Annotated in this window: 19 protein-coding genes; 7 read left to right on the top strand and 12 right to left on the bottom strand. The window is 59.7% G+C overall.

The annotated features are described in order from the left end of the window. Positions 1–2 precede the first annotated feature (2 nt). Positions 3–470, top strand: coding sequence for a recombination regulator RecX (recX, locus tag ACW9JC_RS09665; protein ID WP_416128058.1), 468 nt, complete (start codon positions 3–5; stop codon positions 468–470). A gap of 44 nt (positions 471–514) precedes the next feature. Here the strand turns inward: recX and ACW9JC_RS09670 are convergent, their stop codons facing one another. Next, positions 515–1,633 (bottom strand): LOG family protein, encoded by a 1,119-nt coding sequence (locus ACW9JC_RS09670; RefSeq protein ID WP_338585074.1) that lies wholly within the window; start codon positions 1,631–1,633, stop codon positions 515–517. A 485-nt stretch (positions 1,634–2,118) separates the two neighbouring features. Here ACW9JC_RS09670 and ACW9JC_RS09675 point away from each other — a divergent pair, with 485 nt between their 5' ends. After that, positions 2,119–2,313, top strand: coding sequence for a hypothetical protein (locus ACW9JC_RS09675; RefSeq protein ID WP_338585075.1), 195 nt, complete (start codon positions 2,119–2,121; stop codon positions 2,311–2,313). Here the strand turns inward: ACW9JC_RS09675 and ACW9JC_RS09680 are convergent, their stop codons facing one another. Next, the gene (locus ACW9JC_RS09680; RefSeq protein WP_338585076.1) at positions 2,314–2,736 is read right to left on the bottom strand and encodes a PA3611 family quorum-sensing-regulated virulence factor; all 423 of its coding nucleotides are present in this window, start codon (positions 2,734–2,736) and stop codon (positions 2,314–2,316) included. It abuts the gene before it with no gap. 189 nt (positions 2,737–2,925) lie between these two features. Between ACW9JC_RS09680 and ACW9JC_RS09685 the strand changes: the two genes are divergently transcribed. From ACW9JC_RS09685 to ACW9JC_RS09695, 3 genes are all read left to right on the top strand, one after another. Then, positions 2,926–3,669, top strand: coding sequence for a tRNA-uridine aminocarboxypropyltransferase (locus tag ACW9JC_RS09685; protein ID WP_457454859.1), 744 nt, complete (start codon positions 2,926–2,928; stop codon positions 3,667–3,669). A 219-nt stretch (positions 3,670–3,888) separates the two neighbouring features. Further along, complete coding sequence (gene erdR / locus ACW9JC_RS09690) at positions 3,889–4,539, top strand: response regulator transcription factor ErdR (RefSeq protein WP_175389034.1); 651 nt, start codon at positions 3,889–3,891, stop codon at positions 4,537–4,539. Positions 4,540–4,615: 76 nt separating this feature from the next. Next, positions 4,616–4,978, top strand: coding sequence for a diacylglycerol kinase (locus ACW9JC_RS09695; protein ID WP_338585078.1), 363 nt, complete (start codon positions 4,616–4,618; stop codon positions 4,976–4,978). Here the strand turns inward: ACW9JC_RS09695 and ACW9JC_RS09700 are convergent. Next, positions 4,975–5,901 carry a LysR family transcriptional regulator gene (locus ACW9JC_RS09700; RefSeq protein ID WP_033047456.1) on the bottom strand — a complete coding sequence of 309 codons (927 nt, stop codon included), beginning with the start codon at positions 5,899–5,901 and terminating at the stop codon, positions 4,975–4,977. The two genes, ACW9JC_RS09695 and ACW9JC_RS09700, sit on opposite strands and share 4 nt — an antisense overlap. A 133-nt stretch (positions 5,902–6,034) precedes the next feature. On the opposite strand from ACW9JC_RS09700, the gene fpr reads away from it, so the two are divergent. Beyond that, positions 6,035–6,814 carry a ferredoxin-NADP reductase gene (fpr, locus tag ACW9JC_RS09705; protein ID WP_008054100.1) on the top strand — a complete coding sequence of 260 codons (780 nt, stop codon included), beginning with the start codon at positions 6,035–6,037 and terminating at the stop codon, positions 6,812–6,814. A gap of 158 nt (positions 6,815–6,972) precedes the next feature. Here fpr and tsaA read toward each other — a convergent pair whose 3' ends face one another. From tsaA to rimO, 6 genes are all read right to left on the bottom strand, one after another. Continuing rightward, positions 6,973–7,674 carry a tRNA (N6-threonylcarbamoyladenosine(37)-N6)-methyltransferase TrmO gene (tsaA, locus tag ACW9JC_RS09710; protein ID WP_457454863.1) on the bottom strand — a complete coding sequence of 234 codons (702 nt, stop codon included), beginning with the start codon at positions 7,672–7,674 and terminating at the stop codon, positions 6,973–6,975. A gap of 121 nt (positions 7,675–7,795) precedes the next feature. Beyond that, positions 7,796–8,566 carry an SDR family oxidoreductase gene (locus ACW9JC_RS09715; protein WP_457454865.1) on the bottom strand — a complete coding sequence of 257 codons (771 nt, stop codon included), beginning with the start codon at positions 8,564–8,566 and terminating at the stop codon, positions 7,796–7,798. Positions 8,567–8,703: 137 nt separating this feature from the next. Continuing rightward, the gene (locus ACW9JC_RS09720; protein ID WP_338585081.1) at positions 8,704–9,174 is read right to left on the bottom strand and encodes a YehS family protein; all 471 of its coding nucleotides are present in this window, start codon (positions 9,172–9,174) and stop codon (positions 8,704–8,706) included. Between the two features lie 75 nt (positions 9,175–9,249). After that, positions 9,250–9,960 carry an rRNA pseudouridine synthase gene (locus ACW9JC_RS09725; protein WP_457454866.1) on the bottom strand — a complete coding sequence of 237 codons (711 nt, stop codon included), beginning with the start codon at positions 9,958–9,960 and terminating at the stop codon, positions 9,250–9,252. A 189-nt stretch (positions 9,961–10,149) separates the two neighbouring features. Beyond that, complete coding sequence (locus ACW9JC_RS09730) at positions 10,150–10,623, bottom strand: GNAT family N-acetyltransferase (RefSeq protein ID WP_457454868.1); 474 nt, start codon at positions 10,621–10,623, stop codon at positions 10,150–10,152. A 215-nt stretch (positions 10,624–10,838) separates the two neighbouring features. Beyond that, a complete protein-coding gene (gene rimO, locus ACW9JC_RS09735; protein ID WP_338585084.1) occupies positions 10,839–12,176 on the bottom strand; it encodes a 30S ribosomal protein S12 methylthiotransferase RimO in 1,338 nt (445 codons plus the stop codon). Positions 12,177–12,467: 291 nt separating this feature from the next. Between rimO and ACW9JC_RS09740 the strand changes: the two genes are divergently transcribed. Then, a complete protein-coding gene (locus ACW9JC_RS09740; RefSeq protein WP_448106592.1) occupies positions 12,468–14,369 on the top strand; it encodes a potassium transporter Kup in 1,902 nt (633 codons plus the stop codon). A gap of 63 nt (positions 14,370–14,432) precedes the next feature. On the opposite strand, the gene ACW9JC_RS09745 is transcribed toward ACW9JC_RS09740, so the two are convergent. The 3 genes from ACW9JC_RS09745 to ACW9JC_RS09755 all read right to left on the bottom strand — a co-directional run. Next, positions 14,433–15,731 (bottom strand): AcvB/VirJ family lysyl-phosphatidylglycerol hydrolase, encoded by a 1,299-nt coding sequence (locus tag ACW9JC_RS09745; protein WP_457454870.1) that lies wholly within the window; start codon positions 15,729–15,731, stop codon positions 14,433–14,435. Further along, positions 15,731–18,373: a bifunctional lysylphosphatidylglycerol flippase/synthetase MprF gene (gene mprF / locus ACW9JC_RS09750; RefSeq protein WP_457454871.1), complete on the bottom strand. Its 2,643-nt coding sequence runs from the start codon at positions 18,371–18,373 to the stop codon at positions 15,731–15,733. Before mprF ends, ACW9JC_RS09745 begins: the two co-directional genes overlap by 1 nt. An 83-nt stretch (positions 18,374–18,456) precedes the next feature. Then, the coding region (locus ACW9JC_RS09755) for a hypothetical protein (protein ID WP_457454872.1) at positions 18,457–18,666 on the bottom strand (210 nt) is incomplete at its 5' end.

The raw sequence follows: 18,666 nt of genomic DNA on the forward strand, positions 1-18,666 counted from the left end.
CGATGACCGCCGTACTCGATACACTCGTCGCGGTGCGGCGAACCGCAATGGACCTGCTCGCACGACGCGAGCACGGTCGAGTCGAGCTGACGCGTAAACTGCGTCAGCGCGGCGCTCTTCCTGAAATGATCGAAACAGCACTCGACCGGTTGACGGAAGAGGGCTTGTTGTCCGAATCCCGTTACCTCGAAAGCTTCGTTTCCTATCGCGCCCGTTCCGGTTATGGCCCTTTGCGCATTCGTGAAGAGTTGAGCCAGCGCGGCCTGCAACGCAGCGACATCGAACTCGCCTTGCGCGAGAGCGGTATCGACTGGCAGGAGCAACTGATGGATACCTGGCGGCGCAAGTTTTCCGGGCATTTACCGATAGATGCGCGGGAACGTGCCAAACAGGGCAGGTTCCTGGCGTATCGGGGATTTTCCATGGAGATGATCAGCCGCTTGTTCAGCGGCCGAGGGATGGACGATTGACTGAAACGGCTCGCTATTTTGATAGCGGGCCGTTTTTTTGTGCCTCACGTAACCTTTGAAGGTTCCCGTGTGCGCTGTTGTGCCTGAGGCTGGGACTGCGCCCAGTTTTCCGGCAGGTTGATGTAATCCACCAGCTCTCGTAACCGACCATGATCACGGGCGTTGAAGGTGAAGGCCAATCGCGCCAGATGGCTGAACTGCGCTTCATCGTGCTCTTCGCCACTGTAGGCGTGTTGATGGAATTGATCGCTCAGGCACAGGTCCGCGAATGCTTCCTGCATATGTTCGAGTGCCCGCTCACTGAGCTTGTGATTCATGCGGATCACGAACTGATGCTTGAGCCAGCGGCTGGAGTGGAAGTTGCTGTAGAACTGGTTGATGTGTTCGACAGCTTCCTCGGCGCTGTAGACCAGTCTCACCAGTTTCATGTCGGTGGGCAGGATGTAGCGGTTTTCCTCCAGTTGCTGATGGATAAAGTCCAGCGCGCCTTGCCAGAACTTGCCACCCGGCGCGTCCAGTAGCACCACCGGCACCAGTGGACTTTTGCCGGTCTGAATCAGCGTCAGTACCTCCAGTGCTTCATCCAGAGTGCCGAATCCGCCAGGGCACAGCACCAGCGCATCGGCTTCCTTGACGAAGAACAGCTTGCGGGTGAAGAAGAAGTGGAAGGGCAGCAGGTTGCTCGTTCCGTTGACGGTCGGATTGGCATGCTGCTCGAAGGGCAGGGTGATGTTGAAACCGAGGCTGTGATCCCGACCGGCACCTTCGTGGGCGGCAGCCATGATGCCGCCGCCTGCGCCAGTGATGACCATCAGGTCCGAGCGTGCCAGCGCGGCACCGAGTTCCCGGGCCATTGCATACAGCGGGTGTTCGACGGGTGTGCGTGCCGAGCCGAACACCGTGACTTTGCGGCGCCCCTTGAACTGTTCGAGCACGCGGAAGGCGTGCTCCAGTTCGCGCAGGGCTTGCAGGGTAATCTTGGCATTCCAGCGGTTGTGGTCTTCCTGGGCCATGCGCAGCACGGTCAGGATCATGTCGCGGTAGATAGGGATGTTCGGGCTGTTGGGTGAAACAAGGTTGAGTTGCTCTTCGACCTTGCTGATGAGGTCGTGGCCGCTTTCTTCAAAATGACGGCTCAGGAGGTCATTCGGTTGGTAAGGCATTCAACTTCTCCTTCTGCACAGAACCCTCGGTGCCGACAACGCATTAGTCGACGCCACGACACTTCATGTGTCGCTGTCTGCCCAAGCCCGTGCCTGGGCGATCCACTTGACCCGAATGGTCATCGGGTCATCCAAACAGGCTCTGTTTTTCCCTTGGATGAAAGAAACGTTCGCATAACACAACGCGTAACGGGCGGCCCCTTTCCTGCCCTGAAAAAGTGAACGTGGATACCTGAAATTTAGACCCTTGCGTGGATTTTCGCTGCCTTGATCATTGCGCCACAAAGTCTTTCCTGGCAACCGCTTATTGACTATTTGCAAGGTGGTTTCACCGCTCGTCCGAACGTGCACCAAGTGTCCTGCACTCTGATTTACTAAGTTACAGGCGTCATGCGACAACTTCGCGTCTACGGCAAGGCGCACGGTATAAGCGGTTTAAGGATTTTATCGCTCAACACGAGTGAGTGCATGGAGGCGGGAAGCCAATGGCCAGAGTCATTCTGGAGATCGATACGCAGCTGTATCGATTGCTCAAGTCATCAGCCGAGACCAATCATTTGAGTCTTGAAGAGGAGTGCTGCCGACGTTTGATGGGCGCGGAGCGTCGGTCACGTTACTTGCAGGCACTGCTGGCAGAATTGCGCGCCGAGGATGAACAGCGGCGCGCGAAATCCCACTGATTACTTTTTCTTCGCCGGCGTTTTCGGGCAATCCGATTCCTGATAGCTGGCAGAACCCACCGCACGGTTGGTCTTCACCTCGGTGAAGTCGTAACGCATGATCGCGCCCTTGGCCATCAGCTTGCGGAACGATGGGTTGTTGCAGACCGAGGCACCCAGCTGGAAGTACACGGCTTTCGGGTCGGCGCGCATCTTGTTGGCGTGGCTGCTTTGCACGCTCAAGTGGTTGATCAGCGTTTTGCCTTCGACGGTGTAGCCCTGATCGAGAATGTCTTCATTGATTGCCCGTGGAGTGCCAACGCTGCTTTGTTTTGCGACGTTTTGCAGCTCTTTGTTCAGATTCTGCTCACTCAAGGATGCGGCCTGAGCGTTGAAAGACAACGCCAGCAGAATGGCAGTGGAGGGAACGATAAGGCGCAGCATGAAACTCTCCTGGGGCAGTGATGGGTGGTTTGACCCATCACGTGACTGTGCGTTCAGTGGCCGCGAATTATAGGGGAGGAGGCCTGGACGGTACAGGTTTGCGCCAACCGGTCTGGTAAACTGCCGGGACTTTTTGCCCTGCCGAGTGTTTTTCGTGTCGATTTCCCTGCTTTGTCGGCGTTACCTGCGATGAGCCATGCCCCCAACGCCGTAGCCCGCCTGCGCGATCAGCGCGAAGACGAAGGTATCAAGCCGATCCAGGCCCGCGGCTGGCGCGCGCCCCGTTGCCGAAACTGCCGTGTGATCGAGAGCCATTGCCTGTGCGCCTGGCGCCCGCAGGTCGAAACCCGTTCCGGGGTGTGCCTGATCATGACCGGCAAGGAAGTGTTCAAACCGAGCAACACCGGGTGGCTGATTGCCGATGTAGTGCGCGATAACCACGCGTTCATCTGGTCGCGGACCGAGGTCGATCAGCAATTGCTGGCGCTGTTGTCCGACCCGCAATGGCAACCGTACCTGGTATTTCCGGGGGAATATGTCGAGCCCGAGCGCGTGACCCACAGTGTGGCGGTGGATAGCGCCAAGCGGCCGCTGTTCATTCTGTTGGACGCGACCTGGACCGAAGCGCGGAAGATTTTCCGCAAAAGTCCTTACTTTGACGGGTTGCCGATCCTCAGCCTGTTGCCAGAGAAACTCTCACGCTACCAATTGCGTCGATCTACCCGCAGCGAGCACTTGTGCACCGCGGAAGTCGCGGCGCTGTGTCTCGATCTGGCGGGCGATGTGCAAGCGGCATCGGCACTGGACGCTTATTTCGATGTGTTCAGTCAGCATTACCTCGACGCCAAGCGACAACTTGAAATGAACGTCGAAACGCCAGCGCACGCCGAGCTGCTGCCGTTTGTGCAGAACCTCGCCTCGGTCATGGGCTGATTGTCGCCCATACTGCAAAAGACTGTACTGGCCATGTAGCTTGACCACCCCGGTTTCGCTGGGCATGCTTGGCGCCGATCAGGGCGCGGCCGAAGTTTGAAACGCCGTATTCTTATGCGAATAACTACGTGAATTGCCACGTATTGGCGTTGAACGTGCCCCCAGGTGCAGCTCCGTGGCTGTACCTCGAGTTGTTAGAAGAACAGGATCATTTGAAAAATGGCCACATACGAAATCCTGATTGCCGATGACCATCCACTTTTCCGTTCTGCCTTGCATCAAGCGTTGACCTTGGGCCTTGGCCCGGATGTCCGACTGGTGGAAGTGGCGAGCATTGCCGAACTGGAAACCCGCCTCACCGAAAAATCCGATTGGGATCTGGTACTGCTGGATCTAAACATGCCGGGGGCGTACGGTTTTTCCGGTCTGGTGTTGCTACGCGGGCAGTACCCGCAGATTCCGGTGGTGATGGTTTCGGCCCAGGAAGAAGCCTCGGTGATGGTCAAGTCCCGTGAATTCGGCGCTAGCGGCTTTATTCCCAAGTCCAGCGACCTCAGCGTGATCCAGAAAGCCGTGCGTGCGGTGCTGGATGGCGATGTGTACTGGCCACCGCAAGCATTCGAAGCGGTCAGTGTTTCCGATGAAGCCAAGGCTGCCAGCGAAGGCCTTGCGAGCCTGACGCCGCAGCAGTTCCGGGTGTTGACCATGGTCTGCGAAGGCTTGCTCAACAAGCAAATTGCTTACGAACTGAGCGTTTCCGAAGCGACCATCAAGGCCCACGTGACCGCGATTTTCCGTAAACTGAATGTGCGGACCCGGACTCAGGCGGCGTTGCTGCTGCAACAACTTGAGTCAATTTCGAGCCACTAAGGGTTGGCATATTCACGCTTTTTTGACTTTGGTTAATCTAGCTTCCTCACTCCTTTATTGGTCAGTTGCCCACTCTATGTCTCCTTTCAAAGGCCAGACCGGCCTGAAACGTATTCTCAACGCCTCCGGCTATTCCTTTGATGGCCTGCGCGCGGCCTTTACCGGCGAAGCGGCTTTCCGGCAGCTGGTATTGCTTAACGTCATCCTGATTCCGCTGTCGTTCTTCCTGAACGTCAGCCGTGTCGAGCAAGCGCTGCTGATCGCCGTGTGCCTGCTGGCCTTGATCGTCGAATTGCTCAATTCGGCGGTGGAAGCGGCCATCGACCGAATTTCCCTTGAGCGGCATCCGCTGTCGAAGAACGCCAAGGACATGGGCAGCGCCGCGCAATTCGTGGCGTTGACCATGATTGGCCTGGTGTGGGCATTGATTCTGCTTTAAGCGATTGTCGGCAACACGATCTCGTCGCTGCGCTGCACCCCGGCGGTGAACGCGCGGCACAGATCGAGGAACTCACGCATCGCTGAGGTCTGGTATTTCTGTTTGTGCCAGATGAAGTAGAACTGCCGCGCCAGGTCCAGGTCCGGTGTTTCCACCGGCACCAGGCTGCCTCGACGGAATGCGTCCCGCAGCGCCAGGCGCGAAATGCAGCCAATCCCCAGACCCGATTCCACCGCGCGCTTGATCGCTTCGGTGTGCTCAAGCTCCAGGCGGATGTTCAGCGAGCTGCGGTGATGACGCATGGCCTGATCAAATGTCAGTCGCGTGCCCGAACCTTGTTCACGCAAAATCCAGGCTTCGTGGCTCAGCTCATCCATGGTTGCGGTGCCGCGTTTGGCCAACGGATGCTGTGGCGCGCAAAACACCACCAGCTCATCCTCAACCCAGCTCTGCACTTCGATGTCCGGGTGGCTGCAATCGCCTTCAATGAGACCCAGATCAATTTCGTAGTGGGCCACTTGTTGCACGATGTTGGCAGTGTTCTGCACATGCAGCTTCACCTGGCTTTCCGGGTGGCGCTGCATGAAGCTGCCGATCAACAGGGTGGCCAGATAATTGCCAATGGTCAGGGTCGCGCCCACGGCCAATGAACCAAAACCGGATTTTCCGTTGAGCAGGTCTTCGATTTCCTTGGCCTGGTCGAGCAGGGCCACCGCTTGCGGCAACAGTTGTTTGCCGAGGGCGTTGAGGCTCAGCCGTTTACCGGCGCGGTCGAATAACTGGCAGCTGCACTGGCGCTCCAGTTCGGTGATGGAAGTGCTGGCCGCCGATTGCGAGAGGTTGAGCAGGCCCGCAGCACGGGATACGCTTTCCTGCTGGGCGACGGCGACGAATACTTGAAGTTGACGGAGAGTAAATCGCATATCGATATAACCGATAACCCTTATCTTAATAATCCATTTAACAGATATTGTTACTGCTATTAGAATGCGATGCAATTGCGCACCGCATCTTTAGCAGCGCATGCGCAGACCAATCTCCAGGAGTCCCACGTACATGAGCAACATGAACCACGAGCGTGTCCTCAGTGTTCATCACTGGAACGACACTCTGTTCAGCTTCAAGTGCACCCGTGATCCGGGCCTGCGCTTCGAGAACGGTCAGTTCGTGATGATCGGCCTGCAACAGCCCAACGGCCGCCCGCTTATGCGCGCTTACTCGATTGCCAGCCCTAACTGGGAAGAGCATCTCGAGTTCTTCAGCATCAAGGTGCCTGACGGTCCGCTGACTTCGCAGTTGCAGCATCTGAAGGAAGGCGACGAGATCATCATCAGCAAGAAGCCTACCGGCACGCTGGTGCTCGATGACCTGAAGCCTGGCAAACACTTGTACCTGCTCAGCACCGGTACCGGTCTGGCGCCGTTCATGAGCGTCATCCAGGACCCGGAAACCTACGAGCGTTTCGAAAAAGTGATCCTGTGCCACGGCGTACGTTACGTCAACGAAGTCGCTTACCGCGAGTTCATCACCGAGCACCTGCCGCAGAACGAGTTCTTCGGTGACGCGCTGCGTGACAAGTTGATCTACTACCCGACCGTGACCCGCGAGCCGTTCGAGAACGAAGGTCGCCTGACCGACCTGATGCGCAGCGGCAAACTGTTCAGCGACATCGGCCTGCCACCGATCAACCCGCAGGACGACCGCGCCATGCTGTGCGGCAGCCCGAGCATGCTCGACGAGACCAGCGAAGTGTTGAACAGCTTCGGCCTGAAAGTCTCGCCGCGGATGCGCGAGCCGGGTGACTACCTGATCGAGCGTGCGTTCGTCGAGAAGTAATAAGCGGCGACACTGAAAAGCCCGCGTTGCCTTAAGGCAGCGCGGGCTTTTTTGCTTCCCTGTAGGAGCTGCCGAAGGCTGCGATTTTTTGATCTGGCTCTAGATCTTTAAATCGCGACTGAAGATTAAAGTCAAAAGATCGCAGCCTGCGGCAGCTCCTACGTGTTGGCTACGGGGATGATTTCGAGAACGCGGATCAGCTCTGGCGTCGGATAGTGCCAGCGCACATCGACATCCCAGAACTGCGCGCCGTACTCCCGTTCCGGTGCCGGCGTTTGATAGGCCGGGCGCGGATCTTGCGCCAGGCATTGCTCGATCAATTCGACCAAGGGCTCATCCAGGCGCTGAGCGTGCCCGTGAGCCTGTTGCAGTGCGGCATCCGTCCACTGCACGGCAATCAACTGTGGCGCGGCGCTGGCGATGCTGTTGGAGGCGTTGTCGATGATGTCGGCATAAGGCACGTAGGGTTTGATGTCGAGGATCGGCGTGCCGTCCAACAAGTCGATGCCGGATATCCACAGGCGATTGGCTTCGACCTTGTCCAGTTTGACCACTGATTGGCCAATACCATTCGGGCGATGGGTTGCGCGGGTGGCAAACACGCCCATGGATTTGTTGCCGCCCAGGCGAGGCGGGCGGACTTTGAGGCGTGGTTTTTCTTCCAGCGCCTGATGAAACAGGAACAGCAGCCAGACATGGCTGACCTGCTCCAGCCCTTGCACCGCATCGCCCTGATCGAATGGCGCCACCAGTTCCAGAACACCGCGCGCGGCCGGAGCCAGTTGCGGTTGGCGCGGGATGGCGAACTTCTCCTTGAAACAGGAGCGCACGAAGCCGATGGGGGAAACGCTGTAGGTCATGGTTTGAAGTCGAGGCGGAATCAGGTAGGGCATGATGCCGCAAAGATCAAAAGATCGCAGCCTTCGGCAGCTCCTACAGAGGAATTCGTTCGGTGTAGGAGCTGCCGCAGGCTGCGATCTTTTAAAGGCTGAATCCACCATCCAGCGGAATGATATTTCCAGTCATGTACGCTCCTGCCGTACTCGCCAGGCTGATCGCCAGCGCCGCCATTTCTTCCTCGCGCCCCCAGCGCTTCATCGGGATCAACGCCGTATCCTCGGCCAATGCCTGTTCATCATTGCCGATGTGCTGGGTCATCTTGCTGGGAAAGCGCCCCGGTGCGATGACGTTGACGTTGATGTGCTGGGTCACCAGTTCCCGCGCCAGAATTCGCGACAGTTGATGCAATGCCGCTTTGCTCGGCCCGTAGGCATACGCCTGCTCGCCGAACGATGAAATCCCTGCGACCGAACCGATGTTGATGATCCGCGCCGGATTCGCTTCGGAACCCGCTTTGCGCAGCAACGGCAGGAATTGCTGGATGCAGTTGAACACCGACGTCACGTTGAGCTGCATGACCTTTTCCCAACCCTTGATCGGGTAGCTCTCCAATGGCGCGCCCCACGTGGTGCCGGCGTTGTTCACGAGAATGTCGAGATGGCTGATTTGCTCACCGAGTCGTGTGGCCAATTGCAGCACGCCTTCTTCGGTAGCGAGGTTGGCGGCCACGCCGTGGCAGCGTCCGAACGCACTCAGTTCATCAGCCGTTTGCTGGCAGGCTTCGGCATCGCGGGCGCAGACGTACACGGTGGCGCCGGCCTCGACGTAGGCCTTGGCGATCATTTTGCCGATGCCACGGGTGCCGCCGGTCACCAGAGCGGTGCGGCCTTGCAGGGAAAAGTAGGGGTGCATGACGAGTCCTGAGAACTGAGGGTCTATACACCCTAGTCGTCAGCCGCCAGAAGCGGAGCCACTATTTTTGAGCGGAATGAGAGGCCATATGGCCTGGCCTTGAGCTGCGCGTTTGCAGCCCAAGGAAGGCGCGGGGCTTACTGCGGGCGAACGCGCAGGGTCAGGCCCTTGAGGAAGTTGCGCAGCAGCTGGTCACCGCACGGGCGGTAGTTGGTGTGGCCGAACTTGCGGAACAGTGCGCTCAGCTCAGGCTTGGACACCGGGAACTCGGCAGCCTTGAGGATCGCGTGCATGTCGTCCTCCTTGAGTTCGAAGGCCACGCGCAGTTTTTTCAGAATGATGTTGTTGGTCACCGGCACTTCGATCGGCTGCGGCGGACGGCTTTCGTCCTTGCCGCGCTTGAAGATCACCAGGCCATCGAGGAAATGCGCCATGACTTCATCCGGGCAGCGCACGAAGCCTTCCTCGTCTTCCTCTTTCTTGTCGAGGTAGGTCAGCAGGTCTTCGAGTTTCACATCCATGCCACCGAGCTTGATGATCTCGATGACTTTCTTGTCGCTGATGTCGAGCATGTAGCGCACGCTGCGCAGTACGTCGTTATGAATCATGTGGGCAGTCCTGATATTCAGCTGTGGGCGTCGCGGCCAGGCGCGACGCCGAAATGTGTGGCGGCGTGAAAAGCCTTAGAACTTCTCTTTGCCGGACATGTAGCGCCATTGCCCCACGGGCACTTTGCCGATGGACACGCCGCCGATGCGGATGCGGCGGATGCCCACGACCTTCAGGCCGACGGCCTGGCAGAACAGGGCGAGGATGCCTGGTTGCGGGTTCTTCATGGCGAAACGCAGGCGGTTTTCGTTCTGCCAGCTGGCCTTGACCGGCGGCAGTTCCTTGCCCTTGTAGGTCAGGCCGTGCTGCAGGCGGTTGAGGCCGTGCTCGACCATGTTGCCTTCGACCTCGACCACGTACTCCTGCTCGATCTTGTTGGAGTCGGCAGTGAGCTTGCGCAGGATCTTCCAGTCCTGGGTGAACACCAGCAAACCGCTGGCGTTCGCCTGCAAGTCAGTGCTGGCGGTCAGGCGCTGGAAGTGGCCCTTGAGCGGACGTTTGCCGTAGCGGTGTTCTTCGCTCAGGGTTTCGGCGGTGATGGTCGCCATGGCGGTGTCCGCGTCCATGCCGGCGGGCACGTTGAACAGGATGGTCACCGGTTCCGGTGCAGTGGCCTTGGCCTCTGGATCCAGCTCGACTTTTTGCGCGCCGACCTTGAACTGCGGCTCGTCGATGACTTCGCCGTCCACGGTGACCCAGCCGCCCTCGATGAACAGCTCAGCCTCCCGACGGGAACAGCCGACGAGTTCGATGAGGCGTTTGGAGAGACGAATCGGGTCAGTCATGACAGGGCCGTAACAAAAAAGGGGTGGGCATTGTACCTGCCTGGCGCCGGTTAAGCCCGGTTCCATTTCAATGCGCTCGCATTTCCTGTGGGAGCTGGCTCGCCAGCGATTGCATCACCTTGGCGCATCAGGATAGACCGCAGCGCCTGCATCGCTGGCAAGCCAGCTCCCACAGGGTTCAGTGTTAGGTCAGCCGTGCTGTGAAAGTGTCTGGTTCTGGCGCATCCGCATATGCAACAACGGATACGGCTGCCCCATGCCGTCTACTTCCGAACGGCCGATCACCTCAAAACCCTGCTTGAAATAAAACCCCAGGGCCTGCGGGTTCTGTTCGTTGACGTCCAGCTCATCGGCGTTGAGATTTTCCATCGCGTAGCGCAGCAATTTCTTGCCCAGTCCCTGGCCGCGATGCTCCGGGTCGATGAAGAGCATTTCGATCTTGCCCGCCGCGACCCCGGCGAACCCGGTAATGCGCTGGCTGGAGTCCTTGGTGCAGATCAGCATCACCGCGTCGAGGTAGCGGGTCAGCACCAGGTTCTTCAGCAGGTCGATGTAGCTGTCCGGCAGGAAATCGTGGGTGGCGCGGACCGAGGCCTCCCAGACCTGGGTCAATTCTTCGTAATCGCTTTGTTTCGGTGTATGGATGACCGAGTGTTGGCGCATGCCCGCCTGCTCCTTATTTTTGCAACCGGCTGTAAAAGATGAGAATCCGTTCCTCACCAAACGATAGCCGTAAAAAAGCCCCGCATCTCGTAAAAAAGAGCGGGGCTTTGGTATTCAACGCAATTCCTGTAGGGGCTGTCGAGTGAAACGAGGCTGCGATCTTTTTCAAGATCAAAAGATCGCAGCCTTCGGCAGCTCCTACAGTCGCTTGCGCGTCAGATCTGTTCAGCCCACAGGTCGTACTCGTCGGCGTCGGTCACTTTGCACCAGACCTTGTCACCCGGTTTCAGGTTGCTGCCGTTGTCGATGAATACGTTGCCGTCGATTTCCGGGGCATCGAAGAAGCAGCGGCCGACCGCGCCTTGCTCGTCGACTTCATCGACCAGCACTTCGATTTCACGGCCGATGCGCATTTGCAGGCGCGCCGAGCTGATGGCCTGCTGGTGCGCCATGAAGCGGTCCCAACGGTCCTGCTTGACGTCATCCGGAACAACTTCCAGATCCAGGTCGTTGGCCGGAGCGCCATCCACCGGCGAGTACTGGAAGCAGCCGACGCGGTCGAGCTGGGCTTCGGTCAACCAGTTCAGCAGATATTGGAAGTCTTCTTCGGTTTCGCCGGGGAAGCCGACGATGAAGGTCGAACGGATGATCAGGTCCGGGCAGATCTCGCGCCAGTTCTTGATGCGCGCCAGGGTCTTGTCTTCGAACGCCGGGCGTTTCATCGACTTCAGCACTTTCGGGCTGGCGTGCTGGAACGGGATGTCCAGGTACGGCAGGATCTTGCCGGCGGCCATCAACGGGATCAGTTCGTCGACGTGCGGGTACGGGTAAACGTAGTGCAGGCGAACCCAGACGCCGAGGGTGCTCAGGGCTTCGCAGAGTTCGGTCATGCGGGTTTTCACTGGCGCGCCGTTCCAGAAACCGGTGCGGTATTTCACGTCCACGCCGTAGGCGCTGGTGTCTTGCGAGATCACCAACAGCTCTTTGACGCCGGATTTGACCAGGCGTTGTGCCTCGTCGAGCACATCGCCCACCGGACGGCTGACCAGTTTGCCGCGCATCGACGGGATGATGCAGAAGCTGCAGCTGTGGTTGCAGCCTTCGGAAATCTTCAGGTAGGCGTAGTGACGCGGGGTCAGCTTGATGCCTTGCGGCGGCACCAGATCGATCAGCGGGTTGTGGTCTTTACGCGGCGGCACGACTTCGTGCACGGCGTTGACCACTTGCTCGTACTGCTGCGGACCGGTCACGGCCAGCACGCTCGGGTGTACGTTGCGGATGTTGCCTTCTTCGACGCCCATGCAGCCGGTCACGATGACCTTGCCGTTTTCCTTGATGGCTTCGCCAATCACTTCCAGGGATTCAGCCTTGGCCGAGTCGATGAAACCGCAGGTGTTGACCACCACGACATCGGCGTCCTGATAAGTGGACACGACGTCATAGCCTTCCATGCGCAACTGGGTAAGGATGCGCTCGGAGTCGACCAGAGCTTTCGGGCAACCCAGGGATACGAAGCCAACCTTTGGATTGGCCGGCGCGGGAGTGGTGGACATGTCTAACCTCGGTATTTTGTGACGCCGCTTGCCGGGGTGGGCAAAACCGACGGACGGGCGCTTGAACTGCGCCTCTGATCAAAAAGTGCGCAATTCTAGCGATGAGACGTTCACTTGACCAGCTTTATGCAGGGAAATGCGACGAGTGCTGCGCTATGCTTCGCGCCGTTGGGCTTTACCGATTTTTTACAGTCAACAAAACGTCTGTAACGTGAAGTAAAACAGCGCATGCTGCATGACAAAGCATAGTGCTTCGTTCGAAGAAGCCGGTTTGGGAATCAGGAGTTTTGGATGGGTCAGGCAAGTAGTCAGGCTGCGGGCGCCGAGCATTCGGCAGCGAAGCCGATCGGCATGCTGGTCGCGGCGGTCGGGGTGGTTTACGGCGATATCGGCACCAGTCCGCTGTACACCCTCAAAGAAGTGTTCTCCGGTGGCTATGGCGTGCCGGTCAACCATGACGGCGTACTGGGAATTCTGGCGCTGATCTTCTGGTCGTTGATCTGGGTCGTGTCGATCAAGTACATGATGTTCGTCCTGCGCGCCGACAACCAGGGCGAAGGCGGGATCATGGCCTTGACCGCGCTGGCGCGGCGGGCGGCGGCAGGGCATGCGAAGCTGCGCGGCTTTCTGGTGGTTTGCGGGTTGATCGGTGCGGCGCTGTTCTATGGCGACAGCATGATCACCCCGGCGATTTCCGTGTTGTCGGCAATTGAAGGCCTGGGGCTGGCGTTCGACGGCATCGACCATTGGGTGGTGCCACTGTCGTTGATCGTGCTGGTGGCGTTGTTTCTCATCCAGCGTCATGGCACCGCGCGCATCGGCATTCTGTTCGGGCCGATCATGGTGACCTGGTTTGTGGTGCTCGGGGCTTTGGGTGTCTACGGCATCATTCAGCACCCGGAAGTGCTGCAAGCGATGAACCCGGTGTGGGGCGTGCGTTTCTTCATCGTTCATCCCGGCATGGGCGTGGCAATCCTGGGCGCGGTGGTACTGGCCTTGACCGGTGCCGAAGCGCTGTACGCCGACATGGGCCACTTCGGCCGCAAGCCGATTGCCCGCGCGTGGTTCATTCTGGTGCTGCCAGCGCTGGTGCTGAATTACTTCGGTCAGGGTGCTTTGCTGCTCGGTGATCCGGAAGCCGCGCGCAACCCGTTCTATCTGCTTGCGCCGAGCTGGGCGTTGATCCCGCTGGTAGGCCTGTCGACCCTGGCCACGGTGATTGCCTCCCAAGCCGTTATCTCCGGAGCTTTCTCCCTGACCCGCCAAGCGATCCAGCTCGGCTACATTCCGCGCATGCACATCCAGCACACCTCCAGCGCCGAACAGGGCCAGATCTACATCGGTGCGGTGAACTGGTCGCTGATGGTCGGCGTAGTGCTGCTGGTGCTTGGCTTCGAATCTTCCGGTGCCCTGGCCTCGGCCTACGGCGTGGCGGTGACCGGCACCATGCTGATGACCAGCATTCTGGTGTCGGCGGTTATCCTGCTGCTGTGGAAGTGGCCGCCGGTCCTGGCGGTGCCGATCTTGCTGGGTTTCCTTGTGGTCGACGGTGTGTACTTCGCCGCCAACGTGCCGAAAATCATCCAGGGCGGGGCTTTCCCGGTGATTGCTGGTCTCGCCTTGTTTGTCCTCATGACCACCTGGAAGCGCGGCAAGCAGTTGCTGGTTGACCGTATCGACGAGGGTGGGCTGCCGCTGGAGATTTTCATCAGCAGCATCGCCGTGCAACCGCCGCATCGGGTCCAGGGCACCGCCGTGTTTCTCACCGCCCGCCCGGACGCCGTGCCTCACGCGCTGTTGCACAACCTGTTGCATAACCAGGTGCTGCACGAGCAAGTGGTGCTGCTGACGGTGGTGTACGAAGACATCCCGCGGGTACCGCCGAGCCGGCGTTTTGAGGTCGATTCCTACGGCGAGGGTTTCTTCCGGGTGATCCTGCATTTCGGCTTCACCGACGAGCCGGACGTGCCGAAGGCGTTGAAACTGTGTCATCTCGATGAACTGGACTTCAGCCCGATGCGCACCACGTACTTCCTCAGCCGCGAAACGGTCATCGCCTCCAAGCTCGAAGGCATGGCCCGCTGGCGCGAAGCGTTGTTCGCCTTCATGTTGCAGAACGCCAACGGCAATTTGCGGTTCTTCAATCTGCCGCTGAACCGGGTGATTGAGCTGGGGACGCAGGTGGAGATGTAAGCCTCCAACAAAAAGCCCCCGCAACCTAACGGCTGCGGGGGCTTTTTGCAGGTGTGGCTCAGATCACTCCTGAGCTTCGGTTTCCTGTGCCTGACGCTTCTCGATCACACCCACCAAACGCTGTGCCAGCGCCGGGTAGTTCTCGTCGAAGTGGTGGCCGCCGGGCAGTTTGATGACTTCGCCCACGGCGCTCTTGTCGGTGCAGCCGCTTTCGTCGACTTCTTCTTCACCGTAGATGCACACCACCTTGGCGGCTGGCAGCTTGGCCATTTCCGGGCCGGTGGCGGCTTCTTTGCCGGCGTTGCCGAGCCAGCCTTCGACTTCGATTTCGAAGCTGCCGGTGCGGGCGAAGGCCAGCAGGATGATTGCGTCGACGCGATTCTGTTCCGATTCGGCCAAGCGGTTGTAGATCGCCGGCAGTACGTCGGCACCGAACGAGTAACCGGTCAGGATGAAGCGCTTGGTGCCCCATTTCTGCCGGTAGTGCTGCATCAGTTCTGCCAGGTCCAGGGCGCTTTGCTCGGGACTCTTGTGCTGCCAGTAGTAGCGCAAGGTGTCGATGCCGACCACTGGATAGCCGATTTTCGCCATCTCGCCCGCAACATCGCGGTCGAGATCGCGCCAGCCGCCATCACCGGACAGGAACAGAGTCACGGTGTCCTTGGCCTGACCGGCCGGCACTTCGACCACTGGAATCTGCAGGCCACCTGCAGCTTTGTCGCCGCCGACAAGGATTTTGCGCAGTTCGTTGTTCAGCACTTGCGGCAGGTTGATGTCGTAGTCACTGATGCTGGTTTCGGCGTTGGGTTGGTCGCGCACGAAACCGGCGCTGGTGTCGTCCGGGTTGTCGTTCCACGCCACCAGCCAATGGCCGTGGGCGGCGCTTTTCGGCAGCAGGTGAGTGCAACCACCGGGTTTCTCCAGGGCCAGGTCCACCGAAACGGCCTGGGCCTTGTCGTTCTTCTGTTCCGACAACCAGCGCCAGGCCAGCACGGCGCCAGGGCCGATGCCGCTGACCAGCGTGGCCGGGCCTTTCAGTTCGCGCAGACCTGCTTGCAGGGCGCGGCTTTGCAGCAGGCAGTCCTTGGGCAGGATCACCTGGACGATTTGCGCCGAAGCGCTGCGGCTCAGGGTGGTCAGTTGCTTGTCATTGAGCTTCTGGTCGTCGTTGACCGCCACCAGCACCTGAGCCTTCGGCGTGGTGCCGGGGATGACGCGGGTCATGGAGGCGCCATCGGCCGGGGTGAGCTGTTCGAGGGTCGGTTCCGGTGCCGGGCGTTTGAGGTACCAGAAACCGCCGCCGAGAATCACGGCCAGCACAATCAGTGCGGCCAGGATGTACTTCAGGGAGCGTTGAATCATCAGCGTTTCACCAATCCAGTCAAGCCGCCCGCGATCAGGGCAGCAGTGTCGGCCAAAGCAACCAGCGGATCGAGTCCGGCGGGCACGGCCATATAACGGGGTTCCCAGTCAGGCTGGAACTTGTCTTTGAAGCGGCGCAAGCCTTGGAAGTTGTAGAGCTGCTCACCACGGCGGAATACCATCGAGCCCAGGCGCTGGGTCAGCGGTGCGCCGCGACGGGGTTGCAACCCCGACAACGGCACCATGCCCAGGCTGAAGCGCGCGTATCCGTGACTCTTATAATGTTGAATCAGGCCGACCATCATGAATTCCATGGTCAGCTTGGGGGCGTCCGGGTGCGCGCGCATCAGGTCGAGGCTGGCCAGGTCATGGCCGTAGGTCTCGAGCAGGTTGGCGAACGCCACCGGGCGCCCTTCGAAACGGATCACCGCAATGCGGAAATGCTTGAGGTAATCATCACTGAAGCGGCCGAGGGAGAAGCCTTTCTCACGCACGTTCTTGCCGGTCAGCCAGGCATCGGAAATCACCTTGAGCTCATCCATCGGCGCTTGGCCCGGCTCATGGATCTCCAACGACAAACCATCGCGGGTGCCACGATTCCAGGTGTAGCGCAGGTCTTTCATCTCTTTGCCCTTGGCTTCGAGATCAAAACGCTTGAGGTCGACCCGGGCTTCTTCACCGAGCTTGATCGCGGTCAGGCCGATGTCCATGTAGTACGGCAGGTTCTCCGCGCGCACTTGATAGAACACAGGGCGGGCGTGATGGATGTCGCACAGGTCGCGGAACTGCCAGATCATTTCCGCCCGTTGCTGGCCCGGGCCGATCGGGTCATACAGCGCCACCAGGCTGCGGCCACGGCGGGCGTACATCAGGAACGCTTCGTCGTTGGGGTGGAACAGCAACGCCTTGTCGCCGGTCAGGGCCAGGCCACCGTCCGGTTGTGCCGACGCCATGAGGATCTTGCTGGCGCGTTCCAGTTCATCGGGTGTTGGCAGGTGGATCACCGGGCGTGCGGTGCGCAGCAGCCAGGTCAGGGACACTACCACCAGCAACACGGCGGCGCCGAGCAGCGAGCGCAAGCCACGCGGGGCGTCGGCGTCGAGGGTGAACTGCCACCAGAGTTGATGGCTGTACGGCACATCTTGATAGGCGAACAGCAGCAGCCACATTGAGGCGCCGAGTACGCACAGGCTCGCCACCAGGTACAGCGGCGAGAACGGCAATTCAGTCAGGCGGCTGGGGCGATAGAACGAGCGTCGGAAGACTCCGAGCAGGCTTGCCGTCAGCACCATCAGGCTGGCTTCCTCCCAGTCGAAACCCTTGAGCAAGGAGAGCAGGGCGCCGACCAGCAACAGAATGGTGGTCAGCATCCACGCCGCCGACAGTCGCCGACGCAGGCCCTGAGCCAGCAACAGGCACAGCACGCCGACCAGGCTGGCGCCAAAGTGCGAGGCATCGACCAGACGGTGCGGGATCAGGAAGCCGATGTGTTCCAGACGGGTGTCGATTTCGGGGGTGGCTCCGGAGAACAGCAGCACCACGCCCGACAGGAACACCAGCACCGCGAGGATCGGCGCGGCCAGACCGGAGGCTGCGCGCAGGGTCTGGCGCGTCTGAAACAGGCGCTGGCCTTCGTTGATCAGCAGCAGCAGGCAAGCCACCAGCATCGGCAGCACAACATAAATCAGGCGATAGAGCAGCAGCGCGGCCGCCAGAGGCGCAGCGCCGAGCTCGTCGGAGAAGGCTGCGAGCAAGATCGCTTCGAACACCCCGACACCGCCCGGCACATGACTGAGCACGCCGGCGGCTAGCGCCAACAGGTAAACCAGCAGAAATGCGCCGAACGGCGGCGCTTCCGGCAGCAACAGATAGAGCACGGTGGCGGCGGCTGCCACGTCCAGTGCGGTAATCACCAGTTGCAGAAAAGTCAGGCGGCGCCCGGGCAGGCGCAAAGTGCGACGGCCGACTCTGACCAGCAGGTTGTCGGCGTAAGGTTGCTCCGGCAGGCGCCGACGGTAAATGCCGATGGCTACGACGGAAAACAGTACCAACACGGCGCCCGCAACGCTGCCCAGCAAGGTTTCGGAAAGACCCAGGGCGGCGGAGGCGGCTGGCAGGTTGCTGAGCGTGGCGAGAGCGGCGAGCGGCGGCAAGGCGCAGCCGAGCGAAAGGCTGGCGAACAGCGTCATGTGGGCGACTTCAGTGGCCCCCAGTCCATGGCGTGCATATAGACGGTAGCGAACCGAGCCGCCCGACAGCATCGAAAGGCCGATGGCATTGCCGATGGCGAAAGCGGTGAACCCGCCTAGCGCCAGAGTTCGCGGTGCCAGGGTCACACCGGCGTAGCGACTGGCCGACCATTCGTAACCCAGCAGGATGATGAAACCCACGACGGTCGCGCCGAACGCACCGAGCAAGGCCGGTTTGGGGACTTCGAGGATCGAGTCGTGCAGAGCGTCCAGATCGAGTTCGCTCAGCAGGTGACGACAGGCAATCAGCGCGATCGCAAACAACAGCAGCGTTATCGCCAGGCCGATGGGCTGACGGTATTTGCTGACGCGATCAAGCAAGCGCAACCGCTCGGCCTTGATCGGTTGTGTTGCTGTGACGGTGTCTTGTGAATCAGACGAGTTGGCGCGCATCAATCACCTCTTGGATTGTGCGCGACAGGATGGAGGTATCCAGCCAAGTTACCAATCCCTGTAGAAAAAAATAATCACAAATATTAACGCCAATCACCGGCGGTCGGTGATTGCACATCATCAGTCGAAGAGGGCTGAGTCTGCGATTGAGCATAGACTGAACTCGGCGCATTGGTGACCCCCAACGGCTCACCACACGGTGACAGATCATTGTTGCGAAAGGACTTTTTCAACAGATACAAAAAAGGCCACTCTTTCGAGTAGCCTTTTTTGATGTTTGGTTGCGGGAGCCG

It is taken from the genome of Pseudomonas sp. SDO5591_S426, from assembly GCF_054070755.1.

What these genes read in the sequence shown, in the direction of transcription:
- rimO (WP_338585084.1), bottom strand. Translation starts at nt 12,176, where the DNA reads ATGTCCACCACTCCCGCGCCGGCCAATCCAAAGGTTGGCTTCGTATCC.
- ACW9JC_RS09680 (WP_338585076.1), bottom strand. Translation starts at nt 2,736, where the DNA reads ATGCTGCGCCTTATCGTTCCCTCCACTGCCATTCTGCTGGCGTTGTCT.
- ACW9JC_RS09725 (WP_457454866.1), bottom strand. Translation starts at nt 9,960, where the DNA reads ATGACTGACCCGATTCGTCTCTCCAAACGCCTCATCGAACTCGTCGGC.
- ACW9JC_RS09675 (WP_338585075.1), top strand. Translation starts at nt 2,119, where the DNA reads ATGGCCAGAGTCATTCTGGAGATCGATACGCAGCTGTATCGATTGCTC.
- ACW9JC_RS09700 (WP_033047456.1), bottom strand. Translation starts at nt 5,901, where the DNA reads ATGCGATTTACTCTCCGTCAACTTCAAGTATTCGTCGCCGTCGCCCAG.
- recX (WP_416128058.1), top strand. Translation starts at nt 3, where the DNA reads ATGACCGCCGTACTCGATACACTCGTCGCGGTGCGGCGAACCGCAATG.
- ACW9JC_RS09720 (WP_338585081.1), bottom strand. Translation starts at nt 9,174, where the DNA reads ATGATTCATAACGACGTACTGCGCAGCGTGCGCTACATGCTCGACATC.
- ACW9JC_RS09670 (WP_338585074.1), bottom strand. Translation starts at nt 1,633, where the DNA reads ATGCCTTACCAACCGAATGACCTCCTGAGCCGTCATTTTGAAGAAAGC.
- mprF (WP_457454871.1), bottom strand. Translation starts at nt 18,373, where the DNA reads ATGCGCGCCAACTCGTCTGATTCACAAGACACCGTCACAGCAACACAA.
- ACW9JC_RS09740 (WP_448106592.1), top strand. Translation starts at nt 12,468, where the DNA reads ATGGGTCAGGCAAGTAGTCAGGCTGCGGGCGCCGAGCATTCGGCAGCG.
- ACW9JC_RS09685 (WP_457454859.1), top strand. Translation starts at nt 2,926, where the DNA reads ATGAGCCATGCCCCCAACGCCGTAGCCCGCCTGCGCGATCAGCGCGAA.
- erdR (WP_175389034.1), top strand. Translation starts at nt 3,889, where the DNA reads ATGGCCACATACGAAATCCTGATTGCCGATGACCATCCACTTTTCCGT.
- ACW9JC_RS09730 (WP_457454868.1), bottom strand. Translation starts at nt 10,623, where the DNA reads ATGCGCCAACACTCGGTCATCCATACACCGAAACAAAGCGATTACGAA.
- fpr (WP_008054100.1), top strand. Translation starts at nt 6,035, where the DNA reads ATGAGCAACATGAACCACGAGCGTGTCCTCAGTGTTCATCACTGGAAC.
- tsaA (WP_457454863.1), bottom strand. Translation starts at nt 7,674, where the DNA reads ATGACCTACAGCGTTTCCCCCATCGGCTTCGTGCGCTCCTGTTTCAAG.
- ACW9JC_RS09715 (WP_457454865.1), bottom strand. Translation starts at nt 8,566, where the DNA reads ATGCACCCCTACTTTTCCCTGCAAGGCCGCACCGCTCTGGTGACCGGC.
- ACW9JC_RS09695 (WP_338585078.1), top strand. Translation starts at nt 4,616, where the DNA reads ATGTCTCCTTTCAAAGGCCAGACCGGCCTGAAACGTATTCTCAACGCC.
- ACW9JC_RS09745 (WP_457454870.1), bottom strand. Translation starts at nt 15,731, where the DNA reads ATGATTCAACGCTCCCTGAAGTACATCCTGGCCGCACTGATTGTGCTG.